This is a genomic window from Pseudoduganella lutea (assembly GCF_004209755.1).
GTDB classification, from domain to species: Bacteria; Pseudomonadota; Gammaproteobacteria; order Burkholderiales; family Burkholderiaceae_D; genus Rugamonas; species Rugamonas lutea.
This window is the reverse complement of sequence record NZ_CP035913.1, coordinates 213,711-231,215: the sequence shown is the minus strand read 5'-3', so window position 1 is coordinate 231,215 and position 17,505 is coordinate 213,711. Positions and strand designations below refer to the sequence as shown.

14 protein-coding genes are annotated in these 17,505 nt (G+C 62.6%); 4 read left to right on the top strand and 10 right to left on the bottom strand.

What is annotated here, in order from left to right; all coding sequences use genetic code 11:
* Nucleotides 1-96: 96 nt before the first annotated feature.
* From EWM63_RS00950 to EWM63_RS32890, 4 genes are all read right to left on the bottom strand, one after another.
* Entirely contained in the window at nucleotides 97-600 is a 504-nt protein-coding gene (locus EWM63_RS00950; RefSeq protein WP_130184877.1) for a hypothetical protein, read from the bottom strand.
* Nucleotides 601-714: 114 nt separating this feature from the next.
* Nucleotides 715-1,737 carry a hypothetical protein gene (locus EWM63_RS00945; RefSeq protein WP_130184876.1) on the bottom strand — a complete coding sequence of 341 codons (1,023 nt, stop codon included), beginning with the start codon at nucleotides 1,735-1,737 and terminating at the stop codon, nucleotides 715-717.
* A gap of 27 nt (nucleotides 1,738-1,764) precedes the next feature.
* On the bottom strand, nucleotides 1,765-2,268 hold the full coding sequence (locus EWM63_RS00940; RefSeq protein ID WP_130184875.1) for a hypothetical protein: 504 nt from the start codon (nucleotides 2,266-2,268) through the stop codon (nucleotides 1,765-1,767).
* Between the two features lie 599 nt (nucleotides 2,269-2,867).
* Nucleotides 2,868-4,415 (bottom strand): methyl-accepting chemotaxis protein, encoded by a 1,548-nt coding sequence (locus EWM63_RS32890; RefSeq protein WP_130184874.1) that lies wholly within the window; start codon nucleotides 4,413-4,415, stop codon nucleotides 2,868-2,870.
* Between the two features lie 302 nt (nucleotides 4,416-4,717).
* Here EWM63_RS32890 and EWM63_RS00930 point away from each other — a divergent pair, with 302 nt between their 5' ends.
* Together EWM63_RS00930 and EWM63_RS00925 are read left to right on the top strand one after the other, a co-directional pair.
* On the top strand, nucleotides 4,718-6,046 hold the full coding sequence (locus tag EWM63_RS00930) for a sugar MFS transporter (protein ID WP_130184873.1): 1,329 nt from the start codon (nucleotides 4,718-4,720) through the stop codon (nucleotides 6,044-6,046).
* Between the two features lie 24 nt (nucleotides 6,047-6,070).
* On the top strand, nucleotides 6,071-8,647 hold the full coding sequence (locus EWM63_RS00925; protein ID WP_229487657.1) for a family 20 glycosylhydrolase: 2,577 nt from the start codon (nucleotides 6,071-6,073) through the stop codon (nucleotides 8,645-8,647).
* 14 nt (nucleotides 8,648-8,661) lie between these two features.
* Here the strand turns inward: EWM63_RS00925 and EWM63_RS00920 are convergent, their stop codons facing one another.
* From EWM63_RS00920 to EWM63_RS00905, 4 genes are all read right to left on the bottom strand, one after another.
* A complete protein-coding gene (locus tag EWM63_RS00920; protein WP_207221213.1) occupies nucleotides 8,662-9,693 on the bottom strand; it encodes a glycoside hydrolase family 43 protein in 1,032 nt (343 codons plus the stop codon).
* Between the two features lie 12 nt (nucleotides 9,694-9,705).
* Complete coding sequence (locus EWM63_RS00915; protein WP_130184872.1) at nucleotides 9,706-11,379, bottom strand: glycoside hydrolase family 43 protein; 1,674 nt, start codon at nucleotides 11,377-11,379, stop codon at nucleotides 9,706-9,708.
* A 102-nt stretch (nucleotides 11,380-11,481) separates the two neighbouring features.
* Nucleotides 11,482-14,658 (bottom strand): TonB-dependent receptor, encoded by a 3,177-nt coding sequence (locus tag EWM63_RS00910; RefSeq protein WP_130184871.1) that lies wholly within the window; start codon nucleotides 14,656-14,658, stop codon nucleotides 11,482-11,484.
* A 223-nt stretch (nucleotides 14,659-14,881) separates the two neighbouring features.
* Nucleotides 14,882-15,091 carry a hypothetical protein gene (locus EWM63_RS00905; RefSeq protein WP_130184870.1) on the bottom strand — a complete coding sequence of 70 codons (210 nt, stop codon included), beginning with the start codon at nucleotides 15,089-15,091 and terminating at the stop codon, nucleotides 14,882-14,884.
* Between the two features lie 26 nt (nucleotides 15,092-15,117).
* On the opposite strand from EWM63_RS00905, the gene corA reads away from it, so the two are divergent.
* Entirely contained in the window at nucleotides 15,118-16,086 is a 969-nt protein-coding gene (corA, locus tag EWM63_RS00900; RefSeq protein WP_130184869.1) for a magnesium/cobalt transporter CorA, read from the top strand.
* 237 nt (nucleotides 16,087-16,323) lie between these two features.
* Nucleotides 16,324-16,611 (top strand): hypothetical protein, encoded by a 288-nt coding sequence (locus EWM63_RS00895; RefSeq protein WP_130184868.1) that lies wholly within the window; start codon nucleotides 16,324-16,326, stop codon nucleotides 16,609-16,611.
* 20 nt (nucleotides 16,612-16,631) lie between these two features.
* Here EWM63_RS00895 and EWM63_RS00890 read toward each other — a convergent pair whose 3' ends face one another.
* Together EWM63_RS00890 and EWM63_RS00885 are read right to left on the bottom strand one after the other, a co-directional pair.
* Complete coding sequence (locus EWM63_RS00890) at nucleotides 16,632-17,129, bottom strand: arsenate reductase ArsC (protein WP_130184867.1); 498 nt, start codon at nucleotides 17,127-17,129, stop codon at nucleotides 16,632-16,634.
* An 85-nt stretch (nucleotides 17,130-17,214) separates the two neighbouring features.
* Nucleotides 17,215-17,466, bottom strand: a complete 252-nt coding sequence (locus tag EWM63_RS00885; protein ID WP_130184866.1) for a hypothetical protein — start codon at nucleotides 17,464-17,466, stop codon at nucleotides 17,215-17,217.
* Between the last annotated feature and the right edge of the window lie 39 nt (nucleotides 17,467-17,505).

Genomic DNA, 17,505 nt, shown 5'->3' with positions numbered 1-17,505 from the left:
CCAGTTTCAGTTGCACTCTTCGAGCTTAAACCGGTCATGTCGGTCATTCAAGGTCTGCTTTGTCTCATTCTTGCGTAATTGAATGCGCAACGCAAATTAATCGAAATCCATCTGTTCTGGTGGTTCTTTCTCGGCTCTCGACAATTCCAGCCATGAAATACCTTTCTCTTCCCCTAAGAAGGTAACTCCAATGGTATTGCCATTGTAATCATGCCAAACATACGAAGGCTCTTCGCTGAAAGTATATTTCACTGTCGGTGTGCCGAAGATAGTCATTGCTTCCATGGGGGTGGATTCAAACGAAAGACCATAAGGCAGCGGCCCACCGTATTGTTGAAATCCACTATCGTTGGCGGCGCTATAAACCTGTAATGATGAAAAGATCATTGATCCTTGTTCTTGCAGAGTGCCATACATACTCTCGTAAATATTGGCACTGTCGAAAACCAGCGAAAGACCTGCCGCTTCAATGTTGATGTCGTCAACCGGCGTTTCTTTGAATTCTGGTCTATGTGAGATGCCATGCGCAGTAAGATATTCGTCGAATTCTCTGCTTTGGGCCGGCAGCCCAAGAAACCTGATAACTTCTTCAATATTCATGGATACTTTTTATCATCTTCACCGGATCTATGAATTCTCATTGCTTCGGAGGAGTGGTTTGGAACGGCAGCTAATGAGCAAGTGTCTCTGAATTTCCGCTTTTCTGTATTTCGATCACGTCGGCAACTCGAGGAGCGGCGACTCCAATAATGACGGAGAGTAGTAGGAGTGGGCAGCTATATAAATGCGGTTGATACGTTGCTCCATGACGCTGTAGCCGATGTGAAGAAGGTGTTCGGGAAGCCGCCAAACATAGTACCCAGTCAGAACATTCGCTTTTCCGGTCACCGGATAGCAACCTACCTTTGCCAGGAATTGTTCCGGGGTGTCGTCGAAGCCTATCCCCATCGGAAGATCCCCATCAAAACCGGAAGACCAGTTCAGGCCTTTGCGAATGTACCGCGCGCCTGACAGCACCGATTTCGCATCGATGGTTTCCTTGGACTGACGGAAGTACAGTTCGACCCCGTGCGTCGGTAACGCGTCGATCTCATCTGGGCAATCTTCTTCAGCGGCAGGCTCGCAGAAGCCTGACAAATCGATGCCCTCGAATCGGTCATCTTCGCTCACGATGTCCCAACTTCTTGTCAGCATCGATTGCAACGCATGGATGTCGGGTTGCAGGATCTTCGGCAAGACGGTTGCATCTGACTTCTTAGGCTTCAGCCCGATCTGGATCATGCTGATACCGGAGCCATCGTCGGCATACTTCACAAGAATCCAGCGATCCGGCAGGTCGAATCGTTCGAGCTTGAACGGTGCGACCAGCGGAAACCGCCAGGCGCCCTGACCGAGCTTGTCGATGACGGCTGCACGGTCGTCATCAAAAGACAAGCCGAACGGTAGTTCACCTTCATACCTGGCGTGATTGTAATAACTCTCGCCGGAATAGAACTGCACATTGGTAATGATGGCAGGATGATTGGTCAGAGCATCGTTCACATGATAGAAGTCCGGTGCGCAGAAGGTAATGGATAATCCATGATCCTTGAAAAATGCTCCTCCGATCGGTGAGTGATCCGGCAACTCGAAATCCGGTGAGTCCGCGTATGCGAAAACAGACTGGTCAAGCGTTTCCAGCGGTAGACCAAGGTGCGAAAGGAGGAGGTTGGCGCTGGGGACAATATTTTTACTCATGGTTGTATCCTTTTCATTCGGTTCGCATCAATCCCAGTCAACTTGCACCGGAGGTTCCTTCGCTGCCCTCGTGATCTCCAACCATGAAATACCTTGCTCGTCTGATAGAAACGTGATGCCAATTGTGTTACCGCGAAAATTGTACCAAACGTAACTGTGCTCTTCGTCGAAGGTGTGACTTACCGTTGGCGTGCCAAGAATTCCGATTGTATCTGTCAAAGCAAGCTTGAATGTCAGGCCATAAGGCAGAGTGCCGCGATACTCTTCAAACCCGCTGTTATTTGCGTCGCTGTAAATCTGTGCCGTAGAAAATATCATTGATCCACCTTCGCGCAGTGGGCCATGCATCTTTTCGTAGCGAATAGCGGTGTCGAAAACCAGCGAAATACCAGCGGCCTTGACACTGATTCGATCGACTGGCGTTCCTTTAAAGACGGGGCGGTGGGCAAGTCCATGCGCAGATAGATATCGATCAAAATCCTTGCTTTGTGCAGGGAGTCCCACGAATTTGGTTACTTCTTCGATATCCATTTTTTGCTCTCGTGGCTATCACAATTGCGGGTCCGTCATCGTCAGAGGAATTCAGGCGCAGCAGGCGGTTGTGCTTGCGCATTTTGTTCAACAACTCGAGTGCGGCGCGCATAAGTCTCACCACATGCCGGTGCAGAGGTTCAACAGTCAGGTTTCCGCAGCTCGGATGATCGTGCTCAGCCGGCTTCGGACTGAACATTATAATGATAATATTACGAAAATGCTAAGATCGGCGTCGTGTGGCGTGCGTGCATCGATCGCCTGGTTTTCGCCAGAAATATCCGTAATGGCGTTTCACGAAGGTCGACCGGGATCGATTCGGATCACCGGGCAATGATCCAAAGTCGCTTTTATATCGATAGGAAATGGCGGCAGTCAGTGGCCAGGGCGGCGTTGCGAGAAACACCGACGGCGCCTCATCGCCTGGAATGACTGATCGCCGCAAACGGCTTTATGTCCCGGCAGCCGTTGCTGGCGCGAGGCTGCTTGCCGTCCAGCCATGGGTAAGGCCACGATAGCTCGGATCGACACGATTCACTGTCCATTCAGCAATGGCAGGCGTGCTTTGTGCTGCCGGTTCGACCGGCAAGCATCGACAGTCAGGCGCGTTCCATCGAGAACCGCCCAACGGCCGCCAGCAGATCCTGCGTTCGCCCCTGCATCGCTTCGGCGCTCCGTGCGGCCTGTTCGACCAGCGCGGCGTTCTGCTGCGTCACCTGGTCCATCGCGATCACGGCCTGGTTGACCTGGTCGATGCCATCGCTTTGTTCGCGGCTGGTATTGCCGATTTCAATCATCAGCGTGGAGACCCGTTCGATCTCGGCCAGCACGGCCGTCATCGTGCGGCCGGCTTCGCCCGCATACCGGTTGCCGGCAGCCACCTTGCCGGCCGATTCCTCGATCAGGGCCTTGATTTCCTTTGCAGCGGCGGCGGAACGCTGTGCCAAGTTGCGCACTTCGCTCGCCACCACCGCAAAGCCAGGGCCCTGTTCGCCTGCACGGGCCGCTTCCACGGCGGCATTGAGCGCCAGGATGTTGGTCTGGAAGGCGATGCCGTCGATGACACCCGTGATGTCGCCGATGCGCCGCGACGATTCGCTGATGTCGCCCATGCGCTCGACCACCTGCGCCACCTCGGCGCTGCCGCGTGCCGCCACGTCGGCCGCCGCGCGGGCGATGCGGCTTGCTTCCTGCGCGTTGTCCGCACTCTGGCGCACGGTGCTGGTCAATTCCTCCATCGACGACGCCGTTTCTTCCAGCGAGCTGGCCTGCTCCTCGGTGCGGCTGGAAAGGTCCAGCGAACTGTGGGCGATCTCGCCGGCCGAGCCGGAAATGGCGTCGGCATTGGCGCGCACGTCGCGCACGATGCCGCTCAGGCTGTCGCTCATGGTGGCCAGGGCGCGCAGCAACTGGCCCGTTTCGTCGTCCGTCGTGGCGACGATACGGCGGGAGAGGTTGCCGGCGGCGATCGTGTTGGCGATGTCGACGGCTTCGCGCAGCGGCAGCGTGATACTGCGGCGCAGCCAGTAAGCCATTGCGACGGCCAGCGCCAGGCCGGCACCGGCCAGCACCAGCGTCAGCGTGCGACCGCTGGCATAGGTCTGTCCCGCCTGCACGGCGCTTTTTTCCATCAGCTCGCCACCCAGGCGATTCATGTTCTGCACCAGCTCCATGTAGGCCGCGTGGCTCGTGGACAGGGGGCCCAGCAGCAGGCGTGTCGCTTCGGGCTTGTTCCCGGCCGAGAGAAGGGCGAGAAAGCGTGCCTGGTCGGCCTCGTAGCGTTCACGCGCGGCCATCACGGCCTTCATGCCGGCGCGCCCCTTGTCCGTCGTGATGCGGCCTTCGAATTCGCGCAGCGTCGCCAGCGCTTCGGTATCGCGCGCTTTCAGGCGCGCGCGTTCGGCCTGCACTTGCGCGGGATCCTCGGCAATCACCAGGCCGCGCATCGTCGTGGCCGCATCCTGGATGCCGTCCAGCGCCCGGGTGCCCAATACCACTTTCGAATAGCGGTCGCGCACCACGAGGTCGACATCGTCATACAGCGACGCTTGCCGTGAAATGCTCAACAGCGTGATGCCGCACAGGATCATGACGATAATGCCGAAGGCAAGCGTGAGGCGGGTACCAATGGAAGTGCGGGAAATCATATCGAGGATTGAAAAGATGATTTAGGGCAATGCCGAAGTCTACCGGTATTCATGCCGTCGACGGTGCGTTTCACTGCATGGGTGTTGCGTTCAAGCCTTGGCAAACTGTCCAGCGAAGCGAAAACCGGGGCGGCTGCGGCAATACCACTTGCCACTGGTCTTTAAGCGGTACTACTGCTAGCATGCCTTACGGACAATAAACGCTACCAAGGGGATCGCATGCTCCAGCCCACCGCCGCCCGACCGGCCACATTCGCCGCACCAGCCCGCGCCATCACGTCCACGAGTAGCGCCGCATGGAAATGAGCGCCAGCGAAAGGGCAGGGCGCGCGGGCAATGGCTCGCGCGAAGTGGTGGTCGGCATGCTGTTCGTCGGCCTGCTGTTTTTCATCCTCGGCTTCGTCACGTGGCTGAACGGGTCGCTGGTGCCGTTCCTGAAGATCGTTTGCGGCTTGAACAACTTCCAGGCGCTGTGGGTGACGTTCGCGTTCTACATCGCCTACACGGTGATGGCGCTGCCATCGGCGGCGGTGCTGCGCCGCACCGGCTACAAGAACGGCATGACGATCGGCCTGGGCATCATGGGCCTTGGCGCGCTGCTGTTCATTCCGGCCGCCTACAGCTCCCGCTATGAACTGTTCCTGGCCGCGCTGTTCACGCTGGCCACCGGCATGACCTTGATGCAGACGGCGATCAACCCCTACATCGTCTGCCTCGGCCCGCGTGAAAGCGCCGCCATGCGCATCAGCATCATGGGCCTGTTCAACAAGGGCGCCGGCGTTGTCGTGCCGCTGATCTTCACGTCGCTGATGCTGGCCGATATCGACAATTTTTCGCACGCCGCGCTGTCGTCGCTCGATGCCGCCACGCGCGCCGTGCTGGCGCAGCGGCTCGCGTTCCCGTATGGCTGCATGGCCGGCGTGCTGTTCGCGATCATGGTGTTCATCCATTTTTCCAGCCTGCGCGACATCCCGCCCGAAGTCGACGAACCCGGTGCGCAGGTCGAGCGGACGGGCGTGCTGCAGTTCCCGCAACTGGTACTGGGGGCGCTGGCGCTGTTCGCCTACGTGGGCGTGGAAGTCATCGCCGCCGACACCATCGGCCTGTATGGCCATGAACTGAACGTCGCCAACTTCGGCATGCTCACGTCGTACACGATGGTCTGCATGGTGCTCGGCTACCTGGTCGGCGTGGTGGCGATCCCGCGCTACCTGTCGCAGCACCGCGCATTGCTGCTGTCGGCCGTGGCCGGCATCGTGTTCACCATCGGTGTCGTCACCGGGTCCATGCAGTCGACCGGCATCTCGACGGCCTTGGTGGGCTGGACGGGGATCGCACCGGTGCCCGATACCGTCATGTGCCTGGCACTGCTGGGTCTTGCCAATGCGCTCGTGTGGCCGGCCATCTGGCCGCTGGCCCTGCAGGGGCTGGGGCGCTACACGGCCAGCGGCTCGGCCGTGCTGATCATGGCGATCTGCGGTGGCGCGGTGCTGCCGCTGCTGTACGGCCACCTGTCGGACCTGGCGTCCGCGCGGGACGCCTACTGGCTGCTGCTGCCGTGCTACCTGATGATCCTGTGGTATGCAGCGAGCGGCCACAAGCTGCGCAGCTGGCGCCGGACAGGTCACTGAAAAATCATGAACAGGGAGACATGCTTGGGACATCGAACGAACGCCTGGGGCCGCGCACTGGGCGCGCCGCTGCTGCCGGCGCTGGTGCTGGCCTTGCTGGCAGCGGCGACAACGCCGGCCATGGCAACGCAGGCCGGCCAGCAAACCATGGCGAAGGCGCCGGACGGTGCGGCCAGCGGCGCCCGGCTGCAATTGCGCTGGGAATTGCAGCGCAACGTGTTCGACGCAGCCGCACCGAAAGGCCGCACGCAGGCGCGCCTCATCGTCAGGAACAACGACGGCCAGCCATTGCCGGCGCAAGGTTGGTCGCTGTATTTCAACAGCATGGATGAGCTGCAGACGGGCGCCGTGGGCAGTGGCCTCGTGTTGGAGCAGGTGGCGGGCCCGTTCTTCCGGCTTCGCCCGGCGGACGGTTTCAAGGGACTGGCGCCGGGGCAGTCGCTCGAAGTGAGCCTGCTGTATCCCTACCGCATCGTCAAGCTGGACAAGGCGCCCACGGGGCCTTACCTCGTCTACGACGCGGCGCCCGACACGGGCGTCGCCATTCCCGATTACGCGCTGATGCCGGTCACGCGGCCCGAACAGGTGGACACGGGCGACAACGGCCTGAAGGCGCTCGTGACGCCGGCCGACACGTATCGGCGCAATGCCCGCGCGGACGTGATGCCCCCGGCCGCGATTCCGCCCGTGCTGCCCACGCCGCTGCAACTGCAGGCCGGCACGGGCACGCTGCGGCTGGCCGGCAGCGCAACGGTGAGCGCACCCGCGGCGCTGGCCACCGAAGCGGCACTGGCGCGCACGCTGTTTGGCGCCGGCGGCGCCGCCGTGAAGCTTGCGGTTGGCACGGTGGCGGGGCAATCGTCGCCCGAAGCCTACCGCCTCACCATCGATGCGAACGACGGCATCGCCATCACGGGCAACAGCGCGGCCGGCGTGTTCTATGGCCTGCAGACGCTGCGCGACCTGATGCCGCTGCCGGGCACCACCGAACCGGCGTTGCCGGTGTTGACGATCGTCGATGCGCCGCGCTTCGGCTATCGGGGCTTCCAGCTCGACGTGGCGCGCAATTTCCACGGCAAGGACACTGTCTTCAAGTGGCTGGACCTGATGGCACGCCACAAGCTCAACAAGTTCCACTTCCACCTGACGGACGACGAAGGCTGGCGTCTGGAAATTGCCGGCCTGCCGGAGCTGACGTCGATCGGGGCCGTGCGCGGCCACAGCGCGAAGCCGGGCGTGCGGCTGCAGCCGGCCTACGGGTCCGGCCCCGATCCAAAGAATGCATCCGGCACCGGCCATTACAGCCGGACCGACTACATCGAGATCCTGCGCTATGCGGCGGCCCGTCATATCGAAGTGATCCCGGAAATCGAAATGCCCGGCCATGCGCGCGCCGCCGTGCAGGCGATGGAGGCGCGTTACCACCGGCTCAAGGCGGCGGGCAGCAAGGATGCCGCGAAATATCTGCTGAACGACTTCGACGACCGGTCCGTCTATAAATCGCCGCAGATGTTCAACGACCACGTCGTCAACCCCGGGCTCGAATCGAGTTTCACCTTCATCGATCACGTCGTGGCGGAGGTCGTGAAGCTGCACAAGGCCGCCGGCGTGCCGATGCGCACGATTCACATGGGCGGCGACGAGCTGCCGGATGGCGCGTGGGAGAAGTCACCCGCGAGCCATGCGCGCATGCGCAAGGAAAAGCTGGAAACCACCGCCGACCTGTGGGATTACTTCTATGACCGCGTCGATGCGATCGTGAAGAAGCACGGCCTGTTCGCATCCGGCTGGGAAGAAATGGCTTCGCGCAAGACGCTGCTGCACGGGCGCCACAAGCTGATCCCGAATCCGCGCTTCACGCAGCGCGGCTTCTCCGCTTACGTGTGGAACAACACGGTCGGCGCCGAGGACCTGGCCTATCGCCTGGCCAACGCGGGCTACGACATCGTGCTCGCGCCGGTCACGAAAATGTACATGGACATGGCGCACAACCAGAATCCCGACGAACCGGGCGTCAACTGGGGCGCGTACGTGGAGCTGGACGACGTGTACGACTTCATCCCGTTCGACTACCTGAAGAATGCCACCGACAAGGCGCGCATCGGCAAGGATGGCCTGACGGACTACGGCAAGCGCCGCATCCGTGGGCTGGAAGCCACGCTGTTCACGGAAACGGTGCGCGACGCCCAACGCATCGACTACCTCGTGATGCCGCGGCTGCTGGCAGTGGCCGAGCGGGCATGGGCGCCGGACCCGGCCTGGGCCACCGAGGCCGACTCGGGCAAGGCGGCCGCGCTGCACCGCACTGCGTGGTCCGGTTTCGTCAACGCGCTGGGGCAGCGCGTGCTGCCGCGCCTCGACCTGGAACGGGCTGGCGTCGATTACCGCATCGCGCCGCCCGGCCTGCTGGTCGAAGGCGGAAAAGTACTGGCCAACCATGTGCTGCCCGGCCTGGCGCTGCGCTACACGAGCGATGGCAGCGCGCCCACCGCGGCCAGCCCGCTGGTGAGCGGGCCGATCGCGGAACGCGGTGTCATCAAGGTTGCCGCGTTCGACCGCAATGGCCGGCCTGGCCTGGTCGCCAGCGTGGAGAACCGCTAGGCCGGGTAAAAGCGTCAGCGGGGTGGCGGCACCGTCACCCCGGCCTCGGTCTGTACCACCGGTTTCATCGTGCCATCCGCGTTGTATTGCAGGTGCTCGACGGTCACGGCGCGGCGGCCGATCGCGCCGTTCATGTCGCCCACTGCCAGCGTGGCGTTGTGCAGGAACAGGTACCAGTTGTCCTTGAACTGCACGATGCCCGGGTGGATCGTGAAGCTGTACTTGCCCGAACCCGTGAGCAGGCCGCGATGTGTCCACGGGCCCTGTATGCTCGGCGCCGTCGAATACGACACGTGTTCGTCGCGCTGGGTGGTGCGGTCCAGCGAGGCGTAGGTGAGGTAGTACAGCTTGCCGCGCTTGTGCAGCCACGGGCCTTCCTCGAAGTGGGGCGGCGTGATCTCGCGGATCGGGCCGTCGATCTCCGTCATGTTGGGTTTCAGCTTCGCGATGTAGCACTGGCGGTTGCCCCAGGCCAGCCACGTGGTGCCGTCGTCGTCCGTGAACACGGTCGGATCGATGTCTTCCCAGCTGTGCGTGCCTTTCGGCGTCATGGCGTTGGTGACGAGCGCCGAACCGCGCGCATCGCGGAACGGGCCGGTCGGCTTGTCGGACACCGCCACGGCGATGGCCTTGCCGGGGTGCGTGGCGTCATGCTCGACGGCAGCGTAAAAATAGAACTTGCCGTTCTTCTCGATCGTTTGCGATGCCCAGGCGTCCGCCTTGGCCCACTTGAAATCCTTCACGTGCATGATCGGGCCGTGGTCCTGCCACGTCTTCATGTCCTTCGTCGAATAGACGAGCCATTCGCGCATATTGAACATCTCGTCGCGCTGCGCCTGGTCGTGGCCCACGTACAGGTACAGCGTGTCGCCGACGACGAGCGGCGCGGGATCGGCCGTGAACTTGTCGCGGATGATCGGGTTCGATCCGGGCGCCTTGCCCATCTTCACCTGCGCGGCTGCCGGCGCGGCCAGTGCGGCGGCGCACAGCGCCGTAACGGCCAGGCGCATTGCCCGGCTTCCTGGATGTTTCGTGGATGATTTCATGGTGTCTCCTTTTTATTGGGGGTTATGCGACTGCACGTAAGGGCCGATCACGACGCCGACGAAGCCCTTGGCCTTCTGCGTGGACAGGAACGTCACGTCCACGCCCGTCTTCAAGGTCTTCCATTGTCCGCCGCTGCGGTAACGGTAGTCCGACTGGCCGCCGCGCATGTGCATGGCCAGCTCGACGTTTCCTTTCGGCGCCGGTGCGGGCGCCGTCGCGAGCAGGGTCTCCTTGCCGCCCTCGGACTTGACCAGCGCCACGACGCGCTTGCCGTCCACCCATGCGATGCCGAGGAACATCCAGGCGCCATCGTTCTGCATCGCCAGCAGGCCGGCACGGTCGCCATCGCGCCGGGGCGTGTAGTCGACGACCGTCGACACGCTCGCATCGTGGTGCTGCTGGCGGCGGCCGACGAAGCCCGGCACGCCGGCCAGGTCGCCCAGCGGCCGGCCCGCATGCAGCACCAGTGCGCCTTTCTTCAAGTCATACACACGCTCGCGTGGCGTACGGATGCCCATCCAGGCCGGCGCCAGCGGGGCATCGAACTCGTCGACATAGGAGAAGTCGCCATTCATCGGTATTGCCGGCGCGGGCTGCGCGGGCAGGTCGGGCTTGCGGTGGGTATAGGGAACCGTCTTGCCCTGTTCGAGGATCATCGGCCAGCCATCCTTCCACGTCACCGGCAGCAGGAAGGTGTCGCGGCCGATATTGTAGAAGTTGCCGGGGTAGGGGCGCGTGGCCAGGAACACGGCCCACCATTCGCCGTTCTGCGTTTGCACGAACTTGGCGTGGCCGGCCGTCGTCACGGGGTTCGGGCGTTGCGGATCGAGGTCGCGCTGCGTGAGGATCGGATTGACGGGGCCCGGCACGTAGGGCCCCATCACGTCTTTCGAGCGGAACACCACTTCCGAGTGGTTGTCGGCGGTGCCGCCTTCCGCGCAGATGAGGTAATACCAGCCATCCTTCTTGAAGATGTGCGGCGCCTCGATCCAGATCGGCTTCTTCGACGGATCGACGCCGCCATCGACCAGCACCTTCGGCGTGCCGATGCGCTGCAGCGACACCGGATCGAGCTGCGTGATCCATATGGCGCGGTGGCCGTCGTAGCGGGGCGTGCCTTCGGGCGCATCGTTGTGGACCACGTACATTTTCTCGCCATCGCGGAAGATCGACGGATCGATGCCGTTCAGCCCTTGCACGGTAATGGGATCGGACCACGGGCCGGCCGGGTTGGTGGCCGTGACGATGAAGTTCCCCACGCCGCCGGGGCAACTGGCGCAGGTCGTGATGATGTAGAAGCGGCCGTCGTGGTACGAGATGTCCGGCGCGAAGATGCCCTGCGAGCCGCGTACGCCGGTGAAGTCGATCTGCCCGGGACGGTCCAGCGCGTTGCCGACCTGCGTCCACGTGACGAGGTCCTTCGAGTGCATGATCGGCAGGCCGGGGAAGTTCGTGAACGAGGAGGCAACCACATAATAGTCGTCGCCCTTGCGGGCAATCGACGGATCGGGATAGTAGCCGGCGAGGACCGGGTTCGCGTATTCGCCCGCCCGCGCTGTCGTCCGTTCGGGCGCCTTGCCGGCGTAGCTGAAACGCTCGAAGCGCGCGCTGGCGGCCGGGTTGTCCGCAGCCTGCGCGGCGGTGGTGAGGAGAAGTGCTGCAAGCAAAGCTGTTGGCTGTCGCATGAAAGAGCCTGGAAGGAAAAACAAAAAAACGCGACCCTGCGCAAGCAGGGCCGCCAACTCGCCGGAGCGAGACCATGAAACGTGACGACTGAACTCAGCCCATCAGAACGCCGTGCGCAGCGACATCGTGTAACTGCGGCCCGGCTTGTACTCGTCGTAGATCGCGTTGCCGAACTGCGTGTAGGTCTGGCTGATCGCGTTGTTCAGGTTCCAGGCCGACAGCGTGAGGTCGGTGTTGTACGCGAAATTGAACATGCGCTTCAGGTTCATGCTCAGCGACAGGTCGACCTGCTTGCGTTCCGTCGTGTACGCATAGGCGCCGCCCGGCACCGACAGGCCTGTGCTGGTATTGACCACGTGCGACGCAGTGTACTGGCGCGACACGCGGGCCGACAGGCCGTTGCGCTCGTAGTACAGCGTGAAGTTGTTGGTGCGGGGCGGCACGCCGGCCACGGGTGGCGCGTTGGCCGCTTCGTCGGTCTGCTTCGTGTACGTGAAGTTGCCGGTGAAGCCGAAGCCCTTCACGGGCAGCATGTCGAGCGGCTGCTGCCACGTCAGTTCCACGCCGCGCACCTTCAGCTTGGTGTCGATGTTGTACGGCGCGGTGATCTCGACCAGGTGGTTGGCCCGGCCGCCGCTGGCGGCAACGGCGACCTGCTGCGCATCGGTGAGGCCGATCTCGCCATACAGCGCATCGAGTTCGGCCAGCGTGTACTGCAGCACGCGCAGGCCGGGGCGGCTGGTGATGTCCTTGGCGAACACACTGCCCGCCACATAGGCTTCGCGGCTGAAGTAGTACTCGATGCCGGCATCGTAGTTGTTGGCGGCGAAGGGCTTGAGGTTCGGGTTCGTGAGGTTGCCCTGCCGGGCGCCCTGATCGCCGATGGACAGGCGGGTCTGGCGCAGGTCGGCCGGGTTGGCGCGCGTCAGCGATTTCGAGCCGGACAGCCGGAAGATCGTGTCGGGCGTGATGTTGTAGGCCAGCGTCATCGACGGCAGGGTATTGCTGTAGTGAACCGTCTCGTAGGCCCATGACGAGATGTTCGGATACAGCCCGCCGGCCTGCAGCCCGGCATTGCGCGGATCGGCCACGGACGACAGGTCGCCGATCGTCTGCTTCGTGCGCGCATGGCGCAGGCCGGCGTTGTAGCGCAGCGTGCGGCCGAAGACCTCGGCGCGGCCATTGATTTCCGCATAGGCGGACGACACCACTTCGCGGATGTAGCCACCGCTGCCGCTGTTGAAGCCGTTGTAGATATTGTCGCGGAAGTACTGGTAATCCGTATCCTTCGCGAACTTCGGCCAGTCGACGGTGATGAAGCCGTGGTTGCTGGAGTACGCGTAGTTCGGTACCGCGGCATTCGGCACCACGGAGCCCAGGTACGCCAGCGGCGCGCCGCCGGCCGTGTAGCCGGTGCCGTAGCCGGGATAGGCGGTGGCGGCATCGGCGATCGGGCCCGGCGTGCTGCGCCCGTCGCAGCCGGGCGAGCGCAGCTGCGGGTTCGGCCCGAACAGCCGAGCGTTGACGTTGTTGCCGCAGGCGACGTTCATCCACGCATCGGCCGTGCTGTAGCCGCGGTAGCGCCGTTCGATGTCATCCCACGCCGCGCCCACTTTCAGCGACAGGTCGCTGTCGCCCCAGGCCACGTTCAGGCGCGAACCCTTGGTGGTGTTGGTGCGCTCGTACAGGTCCATGCGCAGCCCGGACAGGTTCTGGCCGGCCTGGTACCAGCCGAAGTTGGCCGGGTCGTTGACGTCCAGGTTGCCCGTGTAGGTGGGCGTCTGTCCCGGCGTGGTGTTGTCGTAGTCGATGACCGAGTTCGCGGACCGGGTGGCCAGCAGCACGGTCGGCATGTCGCGCCAGAAGGTGCTTTTCGTGTAGTTCACGTGGCCGTCGACCGTCCACTTGTCCGCCGGGCGCCATTCGAAGCCCGGGTTGAAGCTGCGGAACACGGTCTTCTCCTGCATCGGCCGGAATTCCAGCGACCAGAATGTGTTGGCGAACGTGCCCTTGGTGATCACGCAGCCGATGGTGCAGTCGCTGCGGTCGAATTCGAGGCCGATGGGGATCGGCGTGTTGGCGCGCGTGCCCACGTTCATGCCTTCGGACAGCATGCTGTTTTCCTTTTGCGCGAACAGCGTGTCCAGGTAGATGTCCCACTGGTCGTTCGGCTGCCACTGCACGCTGATCACTTCACCGGCGCGCTTGCGTTCGCCCTGGTAGATGATGTGGCGGCCCAGGCGGCCCATCAGGCCGTTGTCGATCTGCTGGATCGTCGCGCCGGGGTTCAGCGCCAGCAGCATGTTGCGATCGATCTGCTTGCCGGGCACGAGCACCGATTGCGCATACGAGGGCAGGGAGGCCAGCGGCAGGCCGGAGGGCACGGTATCCGGTGTCGACTGCGAGCCGCCGCCGGTGCTGTTCGGCTTGTCCGCCGCGTTGGCCTGGAACGATTTCAGTTGCAGGTTGCGCATGTCCACGGTCTGGAAGGCGTCGGTCTTGTACTTCGTGTTCCCCCACGCCACGCCGCCGAGGATGCCGAAGCGGCCGAAGGTGCTGCTGTTCCATGTGTTGCTGATCAGGCCCGATCCCGTGTTGCCCCATTTGCCGTCGCGGTCGCGGTAGTTGCCGGACAGCGTGAAGGCCGAGCGCAGGCCTTGCTTGTCGAACGGGCGCACGCTGCGCATGTTGACGGTGCCGGCAATGCCGCCCTCGATCACGCTGGCCTGCTGGCTCTTGTACACGCTGGCGCTGCGGAACAGTTCGGACGGCAGGAAGTCCATGTCCACTTCGCGGTTGGCGCTGATGTTGCCGCCCCAGCTGCCGGCCGACGCGGACGCCATCGGTGCGCCGTTCAGCAGCACGCGCGTGAAGGCCGGGCCCATGCCGCGGATCGAGATGTTCATGCCTTCGCCGTCGATCGAGGCGCGGGTCACCTGCACGCCCGGCACGCGCGACAGCGCATCGGCGATGTTCGGGTCGGGGAACTTGCCCATGTCCTCCGAGAACACGGTATCGGACAGGCCGATGTTGTCGCGCTTTTCCGCAGCCGACAGGCCGAGCGAGCTGCGAAAGCCGCTGACGGTCACCGTGGGCAGCACTGGGGATCCCTGGGCCGCGGTGCCGGTGCTTGTCGCGGCAGGGACGGGCCCCGGGGGCACATCGGTCTGCGCCTGCGCACAGGCACCGCCGACGAGTGCCGACATCATGCTCATCACGAGCGCATCGCGCCCGCGGCCCATCCGGCGCAGCGGCGCGCCTGCATACTTTTTGTTCATCCATGTCTCCGTTATTGTTGGCTCGAGGCCTTGGTCGGCCGGGTTCGACCCGTGCCGCGTGTTTTTTTACTGGATCAATGTATTACTGGAAGAAACAACAGCAACGTACAAGCTTCGTGGTCTCACTCGGTAGCGCTAAATGATATGCGCAATCATCAATCACGGACGTGATCGTTCGTGCGCCAGCTGAAATATTTGCTGCCCTTGAATGCGAATCTAGCCCTTAGCCTACCCGTAATCCAATAACTTTTATGCCATCACTGATATGCAAAATGGTATCAGCAAGCCTGATAAAGGCGGCCATCATAGTGAAGCGGCTGATATAAATGAATAGCGCAAACATGAAATTTGGTAGCGCTTCCAATGTCGTTGTGGTTTGCTTGCATCGCCTGACGTATTTTTGCAACATCGACAATGCTGTAAGCTCATGCATTTGCGTCACCTACACTGCAAGTCAACATGCTGATCAACTGCGTCGCCTACCAGGAAGGCAAGAAACTGCTCGATGTCCCCGTCGTGGACATCAGTGAATACCTCAAGGAACCCGAGACGTTCGTGTGGGTCGCGCTGCGCGACCCGGACGTGGATGAAATCGCCCTCATGCAGGACGAATTCAGCCTGCACGAACTGGCCATCGAGGATGCGGCCCGCGGCCACCAGCGGCCCAAGATGGAGGAGTACGGCAACAACATCTTCGTCGTCGTGCACATCGTGGAAATGCAAGGGGACCAGCTGAAGGTCGGCCAGCTGGCCGTGTTCGCGGGGACGAACTATGTGCTGTCGGTGCGGCGCGATTCGCCCCAAGATTTCCTCGGCGTGCGCGCCCGCGCCGAACGGGAACCGCACCAGCTGGGCAAGGGCGCAGGCTTCGTGCTGTATGCACTGGTGGACGCCGTGGTCGACCGTTATTTCCCCATCGTCGACATGCTGGAATCGGAACTCGAATCGATCGAGGACCACATCTTCAGCCAGAAGGACGAACAGCGCGCCAACGTGGAACGCCTGTATGCGCTGAAACGCAAGGCGCTGGTGTTGCGCCACGCGGTGATGCCGCTGATGGACGCGATGGGGCGCCTGCACGGCGGCCGGGTGCCCGCCGTGGTGGCGGAAACCCAGGATTACTTCCGCGACGTGCACGACCACCTGTTCCGCATCGCCGGCCGGCTCGACGCGGTGCGCGACACGATCAATACGGCGATCCAGGTCACGCTGTCGATGGTGGCGATCGAGGAAAACGACATCAGCAAGAAGCTGGCCTCGTATGCGGCGATCTTCGCGGTATTCACCGCGTTTGCAGGCATCTGGGGCATGAACTTCGAATACATGCCGGAGCTGAAGTGGAAATACGGCTATCCGTTCGCACTGTGTACGATAGCGGCCGTGTGCGGCTACCTGTACCGGCGATTCAAGAAGGCAGGCTGGCTTTGATTCGGGCCCGGATCATGTACCGGCCAGTACGAAAATAACCCTTCATGATGTAAGGAAATATTTACTATTTGTCATAAATCCGTCATACTCCGAATCCTCCAAGTAATGCTCCAGACGCAGCACTGATAACGCTAGCAGCACCGGTCAACGGAGCACTTAGCCATTCGGAAGATCCCTTCAGGCGCGAACTATCCACGCAACGTGGTCGCGCCCGGGCGCTCGCTGAGGAGGTCGAATATGAGAACAACGGTACTTGATGTGGCGGTAACGGACGCGCCGGTGGATGAGGCGTGCCGGCGTGTGATGCAAAAACTGGTGTCGGCGGGTTGTGTTGTGGCCGACATGCCTTATTCGGTGGAACCCTTCCAGGTAGCGGAAACGGATTTGCGCTACCTGCTCCACCACGGCGAGGTCTATGAGCCTGGTACCTCGCTCGTGATGCCCGTCCTGCGTTCGGTCAGCGTCGAGAAGAAGGGCGCCGACGTCGGCAAGATTTCCTTTGTGCTGGCAGTTAATCTAGTCTGAGATGCGCTGGCCCCGGATGTTCAGGCCGCCCGGCCAATCGCCGCCAGTTCCTGGTGGATGGCATTCTTTTCCAGCATGTGCAGCGGCAGCGCCACGAAGATGCTCATGCGCGCGCGGATCTGGTGGAATGCCTGGTGGTAGGCGGCGCGCCGGTGCTCCTCGGTGCCCTGTACAACAGCGGGATCTTCCACGCTCCAGTGCGCGGTGATCGGGTGGCCGGGCCAGAACGGGCACGATTCGCCGGCGGCGTCGTCGCACACGGTGAAGATGAAGTCCATCTGCGGTGCACCGGGCGCCGCGAACTCGTCCCAGCTCTTGCTGCGCAGGCGATCGAGCGGGTAGCCGGTCGGCGCGATCTGCTCGAGCGCCAGCGGATCGACGCTGCCGGCAGGGCGGCTGCCCGCGGAAAAGCCGCGGAACCTGCCGTTGCCCATCGTCGTCACGAGCGCTTCGGCCATGATGCTGCGCACCGCGTTGCCGGTGCAGAGGAACAGCACGTTGTAAACCTTTTCTGTCATCGGAATCCTTGGGGTTGAACCGTGCGCGGCATGCCGGCACAAGGGTTTCCAACGTTAACCCGCGATCTTGACCGCATGATGACAGTCAGCTCTCCAATTCGGGATAGCGCCTGAAGATGCGCCGGTACCAGGGCAGTTGCCAGAACAGGCAGCCGGCGGCCCGCAGCGCATCCTGCTCGGCCATGCCCGCCGCGATCAGGCTGTCCGCAGCGCGCAGGTGGACGACGAGCCGCAGGCCGTCGCGCAACAGCCAGGCCGCCACGGCCGAAATGACGCCGAGCGCGATCCATGCCGCGGTGTCGCCGGCGCCGGCAAATACGTAAGCGATTGGATGCATGGTGGGCCGCCTCTTGATGAGCAGGCCCCCGCGCTGTCA